This window comes from Kribbella sp. NPDC051137, from assembly GCF_040682535.1.
Lineage (GTDB): Bacteria > Actinomycetota > Actinomycetes > Propionibacteriales > Kribbellaceae > Kribbella > Kribbella karoonensis.
This window is the reverse complement of the sequence record NZ_JBFBBI010000001.1, coordinates 1138431-1155054: the sequence shown is the minus strand read 5'-3', so window position 1 is coordinate 1155054 and position 16624 is coordinate 1138431. Positions and strand designations below refer to the sequence as shown.

The window sequence follows — 16624 nt, the reverse complement described above, 5'->3', positions numbered from 1 at the left end:
ACTGGCCGCGGGACAACACTGGCCCAAGCCGGGTGTCCCGAGACTACCTCATGACGCCCGCCAAATGGACTTTCTGTCCACCGCGCAACGCCTTGATGACCCTCAGTAAGCAAGCGCTCACTAGTAGCCCCCTATCTTCCCAGCCTGGGGCCTTCGCAACCACCCGCGGCACCGGAAATTCACTTGCCGGGACTGATAGGCCGGAGCCATGTCCTGGCAGCCCTCCCCCGACTGGCACCCGCTCACCGCCGGCACCGGCCAGGCGACCGGCGGCGTGTGGCGGACGCCGGGCGGCGAGGTCGTGAAACGCCTGGTCAGCGGCGTGACCGACCCGCGTCATCACGCCTACTGGGAACGGCAGGCGCTGGTCGCCGAGTCCGGCGTCGTCGCCCGTACGGCGGGGCTCCGGGCGCCGGTCTGTACGGGCGTGCAGCGGGACGCGGACGGCATCACGCTGCGGACGGCCTACGTCGCGCCGTACGAGTGGGCTCCGGAGGCGCTGGCAGACGCTCTGCTGCGGTTCTCGGCCTGTTCCGTGGCTGAGCCCGGCTGGGGTGCCCGGGACGTCCTACGGGACCGTCTGCGGACCGTGGAGCGCCGCGGCGGGTGGGCGGCGCTGGGCGGGTTGTCGACGCCCGCGATCCAGGAGCTGTGGGTACGTCGGGAGGCCGCGCTCGAGGCGCTGGACGCGCTCCCCCGGGTGCCCACGCATGGCGACGCCCATCCGGTGAACCTCCTCGGCCGGGACGGCGACGACGTTGTCGCCATCGACTGGGAACAGTTCGGGCTGGGCCCGGCCGGCTTCGACCTCGGCGACCTGTTGCTCACGACCGACCTCCCGCTGGACGCTCTTGCGGACCAAGCCCGGCCTGGGGCGGCGTTGGTGGCGGCGTACACCGGGGTTTCCCGGGCAGCGTGGGCCGTCGGACGCGCCGGGGCCGGGGATCACGTGGAGCGGTTGGACAAGCTCGCGTCGATCGTGGACGAGGCGCTCAGCCACGCTTCGTAGAACGCCTGGTAGCTGGGGAACCGGGTCGTCGTGGCCTCGATCAGTACGTCGGCCACCGGTTGCGGCGGGTCAGGCAGCAGCACCAGGGCAGCGCGAGCCATGACGTACGCCGTCGTACGGCTGTCGACCGGTGCTCCGAGAACGAGCTCTTCGGGCGCCATGAAGCGCTCGGAGCCGAACATGCGGCCCATCGTGTTGCGCGACGGGCCGCGGCGGTAGAGGTCGAGATCGACCACGGTCAGCCGCCGGGCAGCGAAGTCGTACACCAGCGCGCCGTCGTAGAAGTCCCCCTCAACCCACCCGGCAGCGTCCAACGCAGCGTGGAGTTCGTACAAGGCGCCGAGCGCGGCCAGAACCTCCCCGGTGGGCAGCGCCCGAAAACGCTCGCGGGCCACGGAGTCGTGGAGCAGTTCGCCGTCGCGCCATTCGTAGACGAGGAGCGGTCCGGCCGGTGACTCGATCACCGCATGCAGCGTGGGCGTCGTGTCGTGCGTGACCGATCGCGCCAGCTCGGCCGCGGTCCGCAGGAGTGCGACGCGGTCGTCGAAGTCCAGGTAGGGCCGCGTGTCGGCGGGATCACCGGCGGTCTTGACGAAGTAGCGGGCAGTGTCGGTGTGCACGCCGTACGAGACGTTGCCGGAGTCCGGCGTGGCGAACCGGGCGAAGATGGTGCCTAGTTGGTCGAGGTGCGTGGCCGGGAGGACTTCGATCGCACCGGGGAACATCCCGCCGACCCTAGTGGAGGAACACCATGGCTCTCAGCGATTTTCCGCGGTACCCGCTGCTGTTCGGGCCCAGTCCGCTGCACCCGCTGGAGAGGTTGTCGGCGTACCTCGGCGGCGCGAAGATCTGGGCGAAGCGCGAGGACTGCAACTCGGGGCTCGCGTACGGCGGGAACAAGACGCGCAAGCTGGAATACCTGGTCCCGGACGCGCTCGCGCGGGGCGCCGACACGCTCGTGTCGATCGGCGGCTATCAGTCGAACCACACCCGCCAGGTCGCCGCCGTCGCCGCGAAGGCCGGGCTGAAAGCCGTACTGGTGCAGGAGAACTGGGTCGACTGGCCGGACGCGCTCAACGACCGGGTCGGGAACATCCTGCTCAGCCGGATCATGGGCGCCGAGGTACGGCTCGACCCGTCTGGCTTCGGGATCGGGTTCAAAGACAGCTGGAAGCAGGCGCTCGCGGACGTCGAGGCGCGCGGCGGTACGCCGTACGCGATCCCGGCCGGCGCCTCCGACCACCGGCTCGGCGGGCTCGGGTTCGCGAACTGGGCGTACGAGGTCGAGCAGCAGGAACGCGAGCTCGGGATCTTCTTCGACACGATCGTGGTCTGCTCGGTCACCGGCTCCACACACGCCGGCATGATCGCCGGGTTCGCCGGCCAGGACCGCCCGCGCCGGGTGATCGGTATCGACGCCAGCGCCAAGCTCCAGGAGACCCGCGACCAGGTCGAGCGGATCGCCCGCAACACCGCCGACCTGATCGGCCTCGGCCGGGACCTGCGCGCCGACGAGATCACGGTCCTGGAAGGCTGGGCCGGCGACGAGTACGGCGTACCGGTGGCGTCGACGCTCGACGCGATCCGGCTGACCGGGCAGCTCGAGGGCATGATCATCGACCCGGTCTACGAAGGAAAGTCGATGGCCGGCCTGATCGACCTGATCCGCACCGGCGACATCCCACCGACCTCCACCGTCCTCTACGCCCACCTCGGCGGCCAGCCCGCGCTGAACGCCTACAGCGGCCTTTTCACCCAGAGTCACCCCATCGATCAGTAAGCTGCCCGCACTGGGGGTGATCGGATGACCGGGGTCTCGCCCGAGGTGCGGATCTGCCTGTTCGGGCCTGTCCAGGTGACCGTCAGCGGTACGCCGGTCACGTTCAACGGCACCCGGATGCGCACGCTGGTCGCCGTACTCGCGGTCGCGGCGGGTGAGTCCGTGCCGCTCGAGGCGCTCGCCGACCGGATCTGGGGTGACGACCTCCCGGACCGGGTGCGGCAGAGCCTGCACGCGATGGTGTTCCGGCTCCGCCGGGCCGTCGGCGCGGACGTCGTACGGACGGCCGGCACCAGTTACTGCCTCGCGGTCCGGCCGGAGCAGGTCGACGTACTGCGGTTCGAGCGCGCGCTCCGGGAGGCGGCCGGTCCGGACGCGATCACCGCGGCGCTGGCGGTCTGGACCGGGCAGCCGTTCCTGGGTACGGATTCGGACTGGTTGAGCACGACGGTTCTCCCCCGGCTGGAGGAGCTGCGGCTCGGGGCGATCGAGCGACGGGCAGACCTCGTCGACGAACCGCCGGCCGAGCTGCTCGCCGAGCTGCGGCAGCTGACCGGCGACCACCCGCTCCGCGAGTCGCTGTGGGTCCGCCTGCTGCGAGCCCTCGTCCGGACCGGCCGCTCCGCCGAGGCGCTCGGCCTGTACGACGTGATCCGCAGCCGCCTCGCCGACGAACTCGGCGTCGGCCCCGGCCCGGAACTCCAGGCCCTGCACGCCCACCTGCTCGCGACCGACACCGCCCTGCACCTACCCGCCGACCGCCCGCCCTCCAACCGCCCACCCTTCAACCTGCCGCCCTCCGGAGCGCCGCACTCGAACCTGCCGCCCTCCAACCTGCCGGCCTCCGGGCCGCTGCACTCGAACCTGCCGCCCTCGAACCTGGCGCCCTCCGGGGCGCCGCACTCCAACCTGCCGCACTCCGGGCCGCCGCACTCCGACCTGCTGCACTCCGACCTGCCGCACTCCGACCTGCCGCCGTCCGACCTGCCGTCCGGCGAGCCGGTGGCGCCGGAGGCGCTGCCGGCGGAGGCGCCCGACTTCCTCGGGCGCGACCGTGAGCTGGCGATCCTGACCGGCACCGACGGTCCGCTGGTCGCCGCGATCGACGGTATGCCGGGTGTCGGCAAGACCGCGCTCGCGTTGCGGGCAGCGCATCGGCTGACGACCCGGTATCCCGACGGACAGGTGTTCCTCGACCTCCACGGCCACTCGGAGGGAGTAGCTCCGGTCGCGGCCGGGGACGCGCTCGGACGGTTGCTGGTGGCGTTCGGCGTACCGGACCGGCGGATCCCGCTGGAGCTGGAGGACCGGGCCGGGCTGCTGCGCAGCCTGCTGGCCCGGCGGCGGGTGCTGATCGTGCTCGACAACGCCGCCACCGAGGCCCAGGTCCGGCCGCTGCTGCCGGGGACACCGGACAGCGGTGTCATCGTCACCAGCCGGCTGCGCCTGACCGGCCTCGACGCGACGGCCGCCGTCTCGCTCGAGACGCTGGAACAGCCGACCGCGATCGAGCTGTTCACCCGGATCGCCGGCCCCGACCGGGTCGCCGGGTCGTCTCCGGCCGTCCTGGCGGAGCTCGTCGAGTGGTGCGGGCGGCTTCCACTCGCGCTCCGGATATCCGCCGCGCGGCTCCGTACGCATCGATCGTGGCGACCCGAGGACCTCCTGGACCGGCTGCGGAACCACGAGCGGCTGGCCGAACTCACCTCGGGCCCGCGGAGCGTCGCCGCGGCGATCGACCTGTCGTACCGCGAGCTCTCCGCCGGTCTCCGCCGCGGCTATCGGCTGCTCGGCGTACACCCCGGCGCCGAGTTCCGGGTCTGGTCGGCGGCACCGTTGCTCGGGCTCGACACCGCCGCGACCACGGGTGTTCTCGAGCGCCTGCTGGAGGCGCACCTGCTGGAGGAGCCGGTCCCCGGGCGCTACCGCTTCCACGACCTCGTGAAGGACCATGCCGCCCGCGCCGCCGAGGAGACGCCGGACGATCGGCGTACGGCGGTCGCCCGGATCGTCGAGCACTACTGCCAGTCCGCGTCCGAGGTCGCCGCACTGCGCGCACCCGAGCTGGACCTCGCCACCCACGGCCTGCCGCCGATCGTCAGCACCCCGGAGGCGGCCCGCGACTGGATCGACAACGAACTACCCACCGCCCTCCTCGTCCAGGCCCTGGCCCCGGACCACTGCGTCGTACACCTGGCCGAGTCCCTGTACTGGTGCCTCCGCGACCTCGGCCAGTACGACGCGAAGACCGCGCTGCTCCGGAGGGCGCTGGCCGTCGTCCGCGCGTCGGGGGACGTCACCACCGAGGTCAACGTCCTCAACCGCCTCGGCGAGGTGTCGCGATTGCGGGGCTCCTACCCGGACGCGATCGAGACCTTCGGCCAGGCCCGGACCGCGGCACAAACAGCGGGCTACCGGTTGGGCGAACTGCGGGCCATCGAGGGTGTGGCCAACGTCTACGGTCTGCAGGAACACCGCGACGCCGCAGTGGCCGAGTTGCGAACGGCGCTCGGCATCGCGGAGGAGATCGGCGACGAACACGCTCAGCTCGACCTGCTCAACGCGATCGGCTGGATGCACGTCCGGTACGGCGAGCACCTGCTGGCGCTGGACTACCGCGAACGAGCCCTGGCGGCGGCCCAGCGGACCCGGCCGCGGTCCACCGGGAAGTTCCTCGCCGCGATCGGCCACATCCGGCTGCAGCTCGGCGAGCTGGAGCTTGCGCTGGACTACTACGAGCGTGCACTGGAACATGCCCGAGCGACGGACAACCGGCACAACGAGCTTCGGGTGCTGGACGGGCTGGCGCACGTGTACCTGGAGCTCGGGCGGCTGGAGGAGGCCGAGCAGGCCCGCGAGCGGACGCTGGTCCTCGCGCGCGAGATGGGGTCGCAGAACTGGCTGTTCGAGGTGCACCAGGGGTTCGGCCGGCTGCGGCTGGCGCTGGCGGAACCGGAGGCGGCTCTGGCCGCCCATCAACGCGCGCTGGAGTTGGCGACCGCGCTGCATCAGCCGGTCGATCAGGCTCGTGCGCAGGACGGGCTGGGTGACGCACTGGCCATGCTCGGACGCGGCGAGGAGGCGGCGCGCCGGTGGCGGCACGCCTTGTCGGTGCTCGAGGCGGTCGGGGTGGAGACGACGGACGAGCTCGGTACGTCGGCTGCCCGGCTGCGGATGAAGCTCGCCGACGTACCCGAAGGGCAGCCGGTGCCCGGGCCGGCCGGGGTGCCGACGACCTAGGACGCTACTTCAGGCGCGGACCGCTGTGATGGGTCGGGCCGGGCGTGTCCTGCACGGACTGGGACGTCGACTGAGACTCGGGCTGAGGCTCGGTCTGAGGCTCGGCTTCGGGCGTGTTCTCGGGCTGGTCGGTCGCCTCGGCGGCTTCCGGTGCTGCTTCGGTCGCGGGGGACGCGCCGGCGGCCGGGCCGGAGGTGATGTCTTCCTGGCCGGGGCGTTTGCGGGCGCTGATCACGAAGGCGATCACCGCGAGCACGAACATGATCAGCGCGGTCCACACGTTCAGGCGGAGGCCGAAGATGTGGTTGACGGTGTCGACGCGGAGGTTCTCGATCCAGGCGCGGCCCGCGGTGTAGGCGGCGACGTAGAGGAAGAACGCGCGGCCGTGGCCGAGCTTGAAGCGGCGGTCGACGAGCAGGACGAGGGCGACCACGCCGAGGTTCCAGATCGCTTCGTAGAGGAACGTCGGGTGGTGCAGCGTGTGGCCGATGACCTTACCGTCGGGGTCCTTCGTGTCGATCTCCAGCGCCCAGGGCAGGTTGGTGGTACGGCCGTAAAGTTCCTGGTTGAAGTAGTTGCCGAAGCGGCCGAAGATCTGCGCCAGCGCGATCCCGGGCGCCATCGCGTCGGCGACCGCCAGGAACGGCACCTTCGCCCGCCGGCAGGCGATCCAGGCGCCGAGCGCGCCGAACCCGACCGCGCCCCAGATGCCCAGCCCGCCGTGCCAGATCTTCAGCGCGTCGATCGGGTGCTTGCCGGGACCGAAGTACAGCTCGGCGTCGGTGATCACGTGGTAGATCCGCGCGCCGACCAGGCCGAACGGGATCGCCCAGAAAATGATGTCGGCGAGCACCGGCGCGGATCCGCCGCGGGCCACCCAGCGGCGGCGGCCGAGCCAGTACCCGGCGAAGATGCCGGCCAGGATGCACAGCGCGTACGCGCGGATCGGCAGGCCGAGAACGTGCCAGACGCCCTGGCTCGGGCTGGGGATGAACGCCGGAACCGTCACGGCAAGACTCAAACTAGACATGGCAAGTGGGAACGCTACTCGACCTGCCCGGGCACGGCCACAAACCCACGGTCACGATGCAGCCTCAGCCACAGCAGCATCCACGCCCTTTTGCAGGCCCTCGGCGGTCAACTGGTCGGCCGGGAGCTGCTTGCCGTTCAGGTAGACGGTCGGCGTACCGGTCACACCGCGGTCGTCGGCGGCCTTCCCGACCGACTCGAGCCAGCCCGCGTACGTGTTGTCCTTCAGCGCCTGCTGGTACTTCGCGTCGCCGACGCCGAGCTGCTGGCCGAGCTCGATCAGCTGGTCGGTGGTCCAGGACTTGGTGAAGTCGCCGTACAGCTGGTCGGCGAAGCCCAGCGCCTTGCCGTTCGCGGCGGCCGCGGCGAACGCGTTCGCCAGCCGCGGTGAGGCGCTCGGGTTCACGAACTGCAGCGGCCAGTACGTGAGCGTCGCGGTACCGTCCGCGACCAGCTTGTCGATGGTCGCGCCGCTCTCCTTCTCGAAGTCCGCGCAGTGCGGGCAGCGGAAGTCGAGGTACAGGTCGATGTTCACCTTCGCGCCGGTCTTGCCGACCGTGACGCCCTTGCCGGACGTCCCCGGACCGGTGATGACGGCCGGCTCGGCCCGCCCGGTCGACGTCACCTCGACCTTGGAGTGCCCGCGGTAGTACTGCACGCCGACACCAGCGGCCAGCGCCAGTACCAGGATGACGACCACGACGACGCCGGGTGCGATCCGGCGTTTCGGCTGCTGCGCCAACGGGTTCACGGGATTGCTCACGACGCGGTGACTCCTTGCGGTCCTTTGGTTTCAGCGACGACAGCGAACTTGCTGGCCGGGTACACCCACAGCCAGCCGGCCAGCACCAGCAGGCCGACGTCCCGCAGGATCTCCTGCAGGTACTTCGTCTGTCCCGGCGCGACCTGCCCGCCGCCGCCGAAACAGCCGCAGTCGATCGACAGCCCGCGCGCCCAGGCCGACGACACCGCGACCACGAACGCGACCAGGAACACCCCGGCGGCGGCCGCGGACGCCCGGACGCCGAAGCCGACGATCAGCAGCAGCCCGATCGCGATCTCCAGGAACGGCAGGCCCCAGCCGACCGGCTGCACCAGCGACGACGGCAGCAGCTCGTACGCACGGACCGCCTGCGCGGCCGTCTCCGGATCGGTGACCTTCATCGCGCCGGCCACCAGCATCACGCCGCCGAGCAGCAGCCGTGCCCCCAGCGAGACCCACCCGAACCAGCCCCGCCGCTTCACTGGTTGTCCTCGACCAGCTTCCCGAAGTCGTGCACCAGGTCGCCGATCGCGGCGTTCGACAGCCAGATCACGGTCGCCTTGTCGTCCTTGCCGAAGCCGATCACCTGCGCTCCGTGACCGACCTCGTACCCGCCGGACGGCAGCTTCTGCATGCCCTCGACCGGTACGCCGACCGCCTTCGCGACGTCCTTGATCGACGTCAGCGACCCGGTCAGCCCGACGAACGACGGGTCGAACCGGTCCAGGTACTTGCGGATCACCGGCCCGGTGTCGCGCGCCGGGTCCGTGGTGATGAACAGCATCTGGATCTGGTCCTGCACCGGCTTGTCCAGCTTGGTCAGCGCGGACGCGACGTCGGCCATCACGGTCGGGCAGACGTCCGGGCAGTTCGTGTACCCGAAGAACACCAGCGTGACCGGCTTCTTCGTCGAGGTGACCAGGTTGAACGGGTTGCCGCTCGTGTCGGTCAAGGTGGCCGCAGGCATCGAGTACGGACGGTCCAGCGTCGCGCCGCGCATCCCGTTCGGGTCCTGGCTGCTGCGGATGACGGCTCCGCCGGGGTTGTCCGCCTTCTGCTGATTGCCGCCGCAGCCTGCGAGGGCCAGCAGAGCCACCGCCGCCAACAGGAGCACAGCGTTCCTGGTTCGACTCACGCGTCTACTAACGATCGGCCGGCTTGCGTGGTTCCCGGCGGACGCCCGCGGACAGGTCCTCGGCGAGGGTGCGGACAGCGGCGGGGCCGCCGTCGCCGAGCGCCCGGACCAGCGCCGCACCGACGATCGCCGCGTCCGCGAACGCGGTCACGCCGGCCGCCTGGTCGCCGTTGGAGATGCCGAGACCGACGCCGACCGGCAGCCCGGTCACCGCGTGCGTCCGGGCCACCAACGGCGCCGCCAGGTCCGACGGCTTGTCCCGCGCGCCGGTGACGCCCATCACAGCGGTCGCGTACACGAACCCGCGGCAGGCCGCCGTGGTCATCGCGATCCGCTCGTCGGTCGAGGACGGCGAGACCAGGAACACCTTGTCCAGGTCGTGCTTGTCCGCCGCCGCGATCCACTCGGCGCCCTCGTCCGGGATCAGGTCGGGCGTGATCAGCCCCGCTCCCCCGACGCCGGCGAAGTCGGCCGCGAACCGGTCCACGCCGTACCGCTCGATCGGGTTCCAGTACGTCATCACGAGCACCGGGACGTCGGAGTACGCCGCGAGCTTCTCGACCGTGCTGAGCACGTCGCGGGTGCGCAGGCCGCCGGCGCGCGCGATCTCGGTGGCCCGCTGGATCGTGACGCCGTCCATCACCGGGTCGCTGTACGGCAGGCCCAGCTCGATCACGTCGGCGCCGCCGTCGACGAGCGCCTTCAGCCCGTCGAGTGCGCCGTCGTACGTCGGGTAGCCGGCCGGCAGGTACCCGATGAAGGCCCCGCGGCCGGCGTCGTTCGCCTTCCGGATCGCGGCTCCGGCCTTGCCCAGGGCAACGTCGTTCATTCCCCGGATCCCTTCTCGCCCAGCCCGAACCAGGTCGCGGCCGTGTCCATGTCCTTGTCGCCGCGTCCCGAGAGGTTCACCAGGATGGTTGCCTCCGGCCCCAGTTCCTTGGCGATGTCCAGCGCGCCCGCGACCGCGTGCGCGGACTCGATCGCCGGGATGATGCCTTCGGTCCGGGACAGCAGCCGGAACGCCTCCATCGCCTCCGCGTCGGTGATCGGCCGGTACGTCGCCCGCCCGGTCTCGGCCAGCCACGCGTGCTCCGGGCCGACGCCCGGGTAGTCCAGCCCGGCGGAGATCGAGTGCGACTCGATCGTCTGCCCGTCGTCGTCCTGCAGCAGGAACGAGCGCGCACCGTGCAGTACGCCGACCTGCCCGGCGGTGATCGTCGCCGCGTGCCGGCCGGTCTCGAACCCGTCGCCACCCGGCTCGATGCCGTACAGCTTCACGGACTCGTCCGGGATGAACGCGGTGAACAGGCCGATCGCGTTCGACCCGCCGCCGACCGACGCGACCGCGGCGTCCGGCAGCTTCCCGGTCAGGGCGAGCGTCTGCTCGCGGGCCTCGTCGCCGATACCGCGGACGAAGTCCCGGACCATCGCCGGGAACGGGTGCGAACCGGCCGCCGTACCGAGGATGTAGTGCGTCTTGTCCACGCTCGCGACCCAGTCGCGGAGCGCGTCGTTGATCGCGTCCTTCAGCGTCCGGCTGCCGGTCTTGACCGAGATCACCTCGGCACCGAGCAGCCGCATCCGGGCCACGTTCAGCGCCTGCCGCTCGGTGTCGACCTCGCCCATGTAGACCACGCACTCGAGGCCGAGGTACGCGCAGGCGGTCGCGGTCGCGACGCCGTGCTGGCCGGCGCCGGTCTCGGCGATCACCCGCGGCTTGCCCATCCGCTTGGTCAGCAGCGCCTGGCCGATCGCGTTCCGGATCTTGTGCGCGCCGGTGTGGTTCAGGTCCTCGCGCTTCAGCAGGATCCGCGCACCGGCGACGTCCGACAGCCGGGTCGCGTCGTACAGCAGGCTCGGGGCGCCGATGTACTCGCGCAGCATCCGCTCGAAGTCAGCGGTGAACTCCGGGTCGGCCATGGCCTCGCGCCACGCCGTCGTGAGCTCGTCGAGCGGCGCGATCAGCGCCTCCGGCATGAACCTGCCGCCGAAACGGCCGAAGTGCCCGAACTGGTCGGGCAGCACAGTACTCATCCGACAAAACCTTCCGACCCGGCCCGTACGGCGCGGGAGAGTTACGGCCCCGCACCGTTTGGACCGGGCGGGCGTTCTAGTGCCGCTGCTGGATGGCGGGGTGCGATCCGGCGGCGACGAGGTCGGCGACCGAGGCGCGGGGATCGCGGCCGGTCACCAGAGTTTCACCGACGAGGACGACATCGGCCCCGGCGCGCGCGAACTCGATTACATCATGCGGGCCGCGGACGCCGGACTCGGCCACCCGGACCAGCTCGGTCGGGATCGTCGGCGCGACCCGGGCGAAGGTGTCCCGGTCGACCTCGAGGGTCTTCAGGTTCCGGTTGTTCACGCCGATGAGCTGGGCGCCGGCGTCCACCGCACGCCGCGTCTCCTCCTCGTCGTGCACCTCGACCAGCGGGCAGAGGCCGATCGACTGGGCCCGCTCGATCAGCGAGACCAGCGCCTCCTGCTCCAGCGCCGCCGCGATCAGCAGCACCATGTCGGCGCCCGCCGCCCGCGCCTCCCAGAGCTGGTACGACGAGACGATGAAGTCCTTGCGCAGCACGGGTACGTCGACCCGGCCGCGGACCGCCCGCAGGTCGTCGAGGCTGCCGTTGAACCGGCGCTCCTCGGTAAGCACCGAGATCGCCGCGGCGCCTCCCTGCTCGTACTCCCCGGCCAGCGCGGCCGGGTCGGTGATCTCGGCCAGCTCGCCCCTGGACGGGCTGGACCGCTTCACCTCGGCGATCACCGCGATCCCGTCGCCGCGGAACACCGGCATCGGGTCCTTGGCGTCCGGCTTCCGCTGGGCCTCCAGCTTCAGGTCGTCCAGGCTGACCCGCGCCTGGCGCTCCGCGAGGTCCGCACGGACCCCGGCGAGGATGTCGTCAAGCACAGTCATGTCCGATCGCCCCTTCAGTGGTCGCCGTCGGCCGGGACCCCGAAGCCGAGCAGCTGCAGCACCTTGCCGGCCAGCGCACCGAGCACCGCGATGCCGACCGAGATCCAGAACAGCACCCAGTTCGGGCCGAGCACCATCGCGATGGCGCCGATGGTGAACGCGATCAGCACGATCGCCACCGCCGTCCACGCCGCGGGGCTGTTGCCGTGCAGATCGTGCGGAGCCTCCTCCTCGATCCGGTCGGCCCCTTGATTCGCCACCGTATTGTTCATCTGGCGCCACTCCTCCTCGTCGTCCCGTCCTATTGTGGCGGTAGCCCTCGGCGATCAGAGAGTCGGGTCCTCCCCGGCGTCGATCGCCTTCCACTGATCGGCCGGTGCCGCGCCCGGATCACGCTCGTACCGCCGGCTCGGCCGCCGCCATCCCTGCGCCGTCAGCACGGTCAGCAGACCTGCCGCCGTCAGCGCGATCCCACCCGCGAGGGCCAGCCACGGCGCGGGCCCGAGCGTCTGCGTCACCTGGTTGGCAACCACGTCGCTCAGCTCCGGCCGCAGCCTGCTCAGCTCGGCGCCGTCGGGGCGCACTGTCAGGGCGACGACGACCGCGCCCACCCCGAGCAGCGCCACCAGCCCGCCCAGAACTCTCCGCAAGGCTGTCCCGGCGAGTTTGGTGACCACCACGGCGATCACGCCCGCGAGCGCGAACGTGACCGGCGCCTTCGTAATCGTGTAGCCGTTGAGATGGACCGCCTGCCGCCCGTTGCCCGGATCCGCGGACACCCAGGTCAGGTAGCCGGACAGCCCGAGCAGCACCAGCGCCGCGACGGCGAGCAGGTCGACGATCCGCTGGAACCTCATACTTCGCTGAACGTTCCCGCGACCGCGATCGCGTTCAGTACGGCGGCCGCCTTGGTCCGGCACTCCGCGTCCTCGGCGGCCGGGTCCGAGTCCGCGACGATCCCGGCACCGGCCTGTACGTACGCCGTCCCGCCGCGGAGCACCGCGGTCCGGATCGCGATCGCGGTGTCCGCGTCGCCGGCGAAGTCCAGGTAGCCGACCACGCCGCCGTACACCCCGCGCCGGGTGACCTCGAGCTTGTCGATGATCTCCATCGCCCGCGGTTTCGGTGCCCCGGACAACGTTCCGGCCGGGAACGCGGCGGTGAGCGCGTCGAACGCCGTCCGGCCGGCCGCCAACTGGCCGGTCACCGTTGACTCCAGGTGCATCACGTGGCTGTACCGCCGGACGTCCATGAAGTCCACGACCTCGACGGTGCCCGGCGCACAGACCCGGCCGACGTCGTTGCGGCCGAGATCGACGAGCATCAGGTGCTCGGCGCGCTCCTTGGCGTCCGCGCGCAGCTCCTCCTCCAGCGCGTGGTCCTCCTCCGGCGTCGCGCCGCGGCGGCGGGTGCCGGCGATCGGGTGCAGGATCACCTTGTTCTCGGTGACCTTGACCAGGGCCTCCGGGCTGGAGCCGACGATGTCGAAGCCGTCCAGGCGGACCAGGTACATGTACGGGCTCGGGTTCGACCTTCTCAGCACCCGGTAGATGTCCAGCGCGGACGCGGTGCTCGGCAGCTCGAATCGCTGCGAGACGACGATCTGGAACGCCTCGCCCGCGCGGATCTCTTCCTTGGCGTGCTCGACGGCCTGGCGGTACTCCGCGCTCGACCGCTGCCGGTGCGGGTCGGGCTGGGCCTGCCGGTCGGCGCGCACGACGTACGACGGGGTCGGCCGGGCCAGGTCCCGCTCCATCGCGTCCAGCCGCCGGACGGCGTCCGCGTACGCCTCGTCGACCCGGTCGTCGGAGTCGTCCCAGTTGACCGCGTTCGCGATCAGCCAGATCTCGCCGGTCTCGTGGTCGAGGGCGGCCAGGTCGGTGGCGAACAGGAACGTCAGCTCGGGCAGCCCGAGGTCGTCTGTCGTTGTGTCCGGCAACCGCTCCAGCCGGCGGACGGCGTCGTACCCGAGGAAGCCGACCATACCGCCGGTGAGCGGCGGCAGGCCCGGGAGCCGCGGGGTGTGCAGGATCTCCAGCGTCTCGCGGAGGGCCCGCAGCGGGTCGCCGGTCTGCGGCAGGCCGACCGGCGGGTTGCCGGTCCAGACGGCCTCGCCGTTCCGCTCGGTCAGGGTCGCGGCCGAGCGGACGCCGATGAACGAGTACCGCGACCAGACACCGCCGTTCTCCGCGGACTCCAGCAGGAACGTGCCCTCGCGCTCGGCGGCCAGCTTGCCGTACACCCCGATCGGGGTCTCCGCGTCGGCCAGCAGCCGGCGGGTGACCGGGATGACCCGGCGGTCCTTCGCGTACTCGCGGAACGTCTCCAGCTCGGGGACGGTCATCGGGCCCCCACCTCGATCTCGCCGTGCTCGAAGCAGCTGCGGGTGCCGGTGTGGCAGGCCGGGCCCTCCTGGTCGACGAGCAGCAGCAGGGTGTCCGCGTCGCAGTCGACGAGGATCTGCTTGACGTGCTGACGATGGCCGCTGGTCTCGCCCTTCACCCAGTACTGCTGCCGGCTGCGCGACCAGAACGTGCCGCGTCCGGTCTCCGCGGTACGGCGTACAGCCTCGGCGTTCATCCAGCCCACCATCAGGACCTCGCGCGTGTCGTACTGCTGCACCACTGCCGGGATCAGCCCGGCCACGTCGAAGGTCAACTCGTCGATGTTCACCCGTCCATTGTCGCTGATCACAGGTCGGGGCCCGACAACGGTGTGCGCCGACGAACCCCCGCGCGGGGATTGCTGACAAGATGACCTTCATGACGACGAGTGAGGCGCGGGTTCAGGCGGTGCTGGCGGACCATCCGGTGATCGACGGGCACAACGACCTGCCGATCGCGTTCTACGAGTTGTGCGGGTACGACCTGGACGCGCACGATCTCGCCGGACCGGTGCCACAGCTGAACACGGACCTGCCGCGGCTGCGGACCGGGCACGTCGGCGGGCAGTTCTGGTCGCTCTGGGTGCCACAGGACGAGCACGCCGTACGGCGGACCTTCGAGCAGCTGGACTTCGTCCGGCGGCTGGTCGAGCGGTTCCCCGACGACCTGCAGCTCGCGGACACCGCCGACGACGTCGAGGCCGCGATGAAGGAGGGCCGGGTCGCGTCGCTGACCGGGATGGAGGGCGGCCACTCGATCGGCGAGTCGCTCGGCGTCCTGCGGGTGATGCGCGCGCTCGGCGTCCGGTACATGACGCTGACGCACAACGACAACGTGTCCTGGGCGGACTCCGCGACCGACGAGCCGGTGCTCGGCGGGCTGAACGAGTTCGGCGAGCAGGTCGTCCGCGAGATGAACCGGATCGGCATGCTGGTCGACCTCTCGCACGTCTCCGCGGACACCATGCGGCACGCGCTCCGGGTGACGAGCGCGCCGGCGATCTTCAGCCACTCGTCGGCCCGCGCGGTCTGCGACGTACCGCGGAACGCGCCGGACGACGTCCTGGAGACGCTGGCCGCCAACGACGGCGTCTGCATGGTGACGTTCGTGCCGATGTTCGTCTCGCAGGCGTACGCCGACTGGGTGACCGACGCACAGGCCAAGGCGAAGGAGGCCGGCGTGAACGTGCACGGCCCGGAGCACCGCGCGCAGGTCGAGGAACTCGTCGGCCGGCCGCGGCCGCAGGCCACGCTCGCGGACGTGGTCGCGCACGTCGAGCACGTCCGGGAGGTCGCCGGGATCGACCACATCGGGGTCGGCGGCGACTACGACGGCTGCCCGGACTTCCCGGCGGAGCTGCCGGACGTGGCGTCGTACCCGGTGCTGTTCGCGGCGCTGGCCGACCGCGGCTGGAGTGACGAGGACCTCGGCAAACTTGCCAGCGGCAACATTCTCCGGGTGCTCCGGGCCGCGGACGACGTCGCGACCGCCTAGGCCTGCCGGTACTGGGCGCGGATCTCCTCGAGTGGCTGGAGACCCGCGGCCTGGTACGTCGCCACCGCGCCGACGTTGGTCGCGGGCGTGACCGTGTAGACGCTGGACGCGCCCATTTCCTGCAAGGCCTGAGCGCAGCCGAGCACCATCTTGGTGCCGTACCCGCGGCCCCGGTGCAGGTTGTGGACGCCCATCGGCTCCACGTAGCCCGGGCGTCCCGCACCGGCCGACCAGACGGTCGCGGCCGCCACCGACTCGCCGAGGTCGTTGCGGAGCACCAGGCACCGCGCGTCCTCGTACGGCAGGCCGTCGGACATCGCGAACCAGCGCTCGTTCGTGAACGTGGACCCGGCGAAGGACGCCCGCTGAACGCCGACTCGCTCGTGTGCCTCCTCCGCGCCGATCACGTCGACACGCGCGCCCGGGTCCGGCACCGGGGCGCTGAGGTCGCGGCGGACCGGGACCCAGGGTGCGTCCGCGTTCCAGCCCTCCTTGAACAGCAGGTCCTGCACCATCGCGCCCATCGGCGTCTCGACGAACACCTTCCCCTCGACCAGTACGCCGGTCAAGTCCGCCGCGATCTGCCGGGCCAGCTCCTCGTCACGCTGCAGCTCGGGAGCGATCGCCGTCCGCAACCAGTCCGGCTCGTCGAGCAGGCCGATCGCGACGATCTCCCCGTCCCGCCGCCAGATCCGGGTCGCGGCCGCGGTCGCCTCGATCCCGAACCGCCAGAACCACCCGAGATCCCCCGGATGCAGCTGCAGCGGCACGTCCTCCCGGGTCCACTCCCGCAACACATCGACGACGCCGCCCAACTCCCCGGCCCCCGCAGTACTCAACTCGATCGCCATCCCCCGATCCCACACCATCCCC

General features: G+C 71.3%; 17 protein-coding genes. 4 read left to right on the top strand and 13 right to left on the bottom strand.

Annotation, left to right across the window (positions count from 1 at the left end; translation table 11 throughout):
* The first annotated feature begins 208 nt into the window (after positions 1–208).
* Positions 209–1009 carry a phosphotransferase gene (locus AB0M51_RS05470; RefSeq protein WP_363748161.1) on the top strand — a complete coding sequence of 267 codons (801 nt, stop codon included), beginning with the start codon at positions 209–211 and terminating at the stop codon, positions 1007–1009.
* Here AB0M51_RS05470 and AB0M51_RS05465 read toward each other — a convergent pair.
* Positions 946–1734: a hypothetical protein gene (locus tag AB0M51_RS05465; RefSeq protein ID WP_344197046.1), complete on the bottom strand. Its 789-nt coding sequence runs from the start codon at positions 1732–1734 to the stop codon at positions 946–948. The two genes, AB0M51_RS05470 and AB0M51_RS05465, sit on opposite strands and share 64 nt — an antisense overlap.
* A 26-nt stretch (positions 1735–1760) precedes the next feature.
* Here AB0M51_RS05465 and AB0M51_RS05460 point away from each other — a divergent pair, with 26 nt between their 5' ends.
* Together AB0M51_RS05460 and AB0M51_RS05455 are read left to right on the top strand one after the other, a co-directional pair.
* Positions 1761–2789, top strand: coding sequence for a 1-aminocyclopropane-1-carboxylate deaminase (locus AB0M51_RS05460; protein WP_344197048.1), 1029 nt, complete (start codon positions 1761–1763; stop codon positions 2787–2789).
* 24 nt (positions 2790–2813) lie between these two features.
* The gene (locus AB0M51_RS05455; RefSeq protein ID WP_344197050.1) at positions 2814–6029 is read left to right on the top strand and encodes a tetratricopeptide repeat protein; all 3216 of its coding nucleotides are present in this window, start codon (positions 2814–2816) and stop codon (positions 6027–6029) included.
* 4 nt (positions 6030–6033) lie between these two features.
* Here AB0M51_RS05455 and lgt read toward each other — a convergent pair whose 3' ends face one another.
* From lgt to hisI, 11 genes are all read right to left on the bottom strand, one after another.
* Positions 6034–7038, bottom strand: coding sequence for a prolipoprotein diacylglyceryl transferase (gene lgt / locus AB0M51_RS05450; protein WP_344197052.1), 1005 nt, complete (start codon positions 7036–7038; stop codon positions 6034–6036).
* Positions 7039–7110: 72 nt separating this feature from the next.
* A complete protein-coding gene (locus AB0M51_RS05445) occupies positions 7111–7821 on the bottom strand; it encodes a thioredoxin domain-containing protein (RefSeq protein WP_344197054.1) in 711 nt (236 codons plus the stop codon).
* Positions 7818–8303 (bottom strand): MauE/DoxX family redox-associated membrane protein, encoded by a 486-nt coding sequence (locus AB0M51_RS05440; RefSeq protein WP_344197056.1) that lies wholly within the window; start codon positions 8301–8303, stop codon positions 7818–7820. The genes AB0M51_RS05445 and AB0M51_RS05440 overlap by 4 nt, the downstream gene beginning before the upstream one ends.
* The gene (locus AB0M51_RS05435; RefSeq protein WP_344197058.1) at positions 8300–8956 is read right to left on the bottom strand and encodes an SCO family protein; all 657 of its coding nucleotides are present in this window, start codon (positions 8954–8956) and stop codon (positions 8300–8302) included. The genes AB0M51_RS05440 and AB0M51_RS05435 overlap by 4 nt, the downstream gene beginning before the upstream one ends.
* A gap of 7 nt (positions 8957–8963) precedes the next feature.
* Positions 8964–9785 carry a tryptophan synthase subunit alpha gene (gene trpA, locus AB0M51_RS05430; RefSeq protein ID WP_344197060.1) on the bottom strand — a complete coding sequence of 274 codons (822 nt, stop codon included), beginning with the start codon at positions 9783–9785 and terminating at the stop codon, positions 8964–8966.
* Positions 9782–10990: a tryptophan synthase subunit beta gene (gene trpB, locus AB0M51_RS05425; protein WP_344197062.1), complete on the bottom strand. Its 1209-nt coding sequence runs from the start codon at positions 10988–10990 to the stop codon at positions 9782–9784. The genes trpA and trpB overlap by 4 nt, the downstream gene beginning before the upstream one ends.
* 76 nt (positions 10991–11066) lie before the next feature.
* Positions 11067–11873 carry an indole-3-glycerol phosphate synthase TrpC gene (gene trpC, locus AB0M51_RS05420; RefSeq protein ID WP_344197064.1) on the bottom strand — a complete coding sequence of 269 codons (807 nt, stop codon included), beginning with the start codon at positions 11871–11873 and terminating at the stop codon, positions 11067–11069.
* A gap of 14 nt (positions 11874–11887) precedes the next feature.
* A complete protein-coding gene (locus AB0M51_RS05415; protein WP_344197066.1) occupies positions 11888–12145 on the bottom strand; it encodes an HGxxPAAW family protein in 258 nt (85 codons plus the stop codon).
* 54 nt (positions 12146–12199) lie between these two features.
* The gene (locus AB0M51_RS05410; protein WP_344197071.1) at positions 12200–12730 is read right to left on the bottom strand and encodes a Trp biosynthesis-associated membrane protein; all 531 of its coding nucleotides are present in this window, start codon (positions 12728–12730) and stop codon (positions 12200–12202) included.
* Positions 12727–14217 (bottom strand): anthranilate synthase component I, encoded by a 1491-nt coding sequence (locus AB0M51_RS05405; RefSeq protein WP_344197073.1) that lies wholly within the window; start codon positions 14215–14217, stop codon positions 12727–12729. Before AB0M51_RS05405 ends, AB0M51_RS05410 begins: the two co-directional genes overlap by 4 nt.
* Positions 14214–14546, bottom strand: a complete 333-nt coding sequence (gene hisI / locus AB0M51_RS05400) for a phosphoribosyl-AMP cyclohydrolase (RefSeq protein WP_344197075.1) — start codon at positions 14544–14546, stop codon at positions 14214–14216. The genes AB0M51_RS05405 and hisI overlap by 4 nt, the downstream gene beginning before the upstream one ends.
* An 89-nt stretch (positions 14547–14635) precedes the next feature.
* On the opposite strand from hisI, the gene AB0M51_RS05395 reads away from it, so the two are divergent.
* Complete coding sequence (locus tag AB0M51_RS05395; RefSeq protein WP_344197077.1) at positions 14636–15751, top strand: dipeptidase; 1116 nt, start codon at positions 14636–14638, stop codon at positions 15749–15751.
* Here AB0M51_RS05395 and AB0M51_RS05390 read toward each other — a convergent pair.
* Complete coding sequence (locus AB0M51_RS05390; RefSeq protein ID WP_344197078.1) at positions 15748–16602, bottom strand: GNAT family N-acetyltransferase; 855 nt, start codon at positions 16600–16602, stop codon at positions 15748–15750. The genes AB0M51_RS05395 and AB0M51_RS05390 overlap by 4 nt on opposite strands.
* Positions 16603–16624 lie beyond the last annotated feature (22 nt).

Coding starts and splice junctions, on each gene's coding strand:
- AB0M51_RS05470 (WP_363748161.1), top strand. CDS start 209: ATGTCCTGGCAGCCCTCCCCCGACTGGCACCCGCTCACCGCCGGCACC.
- AB0M51_RS05465 (WP_344197046.1), bottom strand. CDS start 1,734: ATGTTCCCCGGTGCGATCGAAGTCCTCCCGGCCACGCACCTCGACCAA.
- AB0M51_RS05460 (WP_344197048.1), top strand. CDS start 1,761: ATGGCTCTCAGCGATTTTCCGCGGTACCCGCTGCTGTTCGGGCCCAGT.
- AB0M51_RS05455 (WP_344197050.1), top strand. CDS start 2,814: ATGACCGGGGTCTCGCCCGAGGTGCGGATCTGCCTGTTCGGGCCTGTC.
- trpA (WP_344197060.1), bottom strand. CDS start 9,785: ATGAACGACGTTGCCCTGGGCAAGGCCGGAGCCGCGATCCGGAAGGCG.
- trpB (WP_344197062.1), bottom strand. CDS start 10,990: ATGAGTACTGTGCTGCCCGACCAGTTCGGGCACTTCGGCCGTTTCGGC.
- trpC (WP_344197064.1), bottom strand. CDS start 11,873: ATGACTGTGCTTGACGACATCCTCGCCGGGGTCCGTGCGGACCTCGCG.
- AB0M51_RS05415 (WP_344197066.1), bottom strand. CDS start 12,145: ATGAACAATACGGTGGCGAATCAAGGGGCCGACCGGATCGAGGAGGAG.
- AB0M51_RS05410 (WP_344197071.1), bottom strand. CDS start 12,730: ATGAGGTTCCAGCGGATCGTCGACCTGCTCGCCGTCGCGGCGCTGGTG.
- AB0M51_RS05405 (WP_344197073.1), bottom strand. CDS start 14,217: ATGACCGTCCCCGAGCTGGAGACGTTCCGCGAGTACGCGAAGGACCGC.
- AB0M51_RS05395 (WP_344197077.1), top strand. CDS start 14,636: ATGACGACGAGTGAGGCGCGGGTTCAGGCGGTGCTGGCGGACCATCCG.
- AB0M51_RS05390 (WP_344197078.1), bottom strand. CDS start 16,602: ATGGCGATCGAGTTGAGTACTGCGGGGGCCGGGGAGTTGGGCGGCGTC.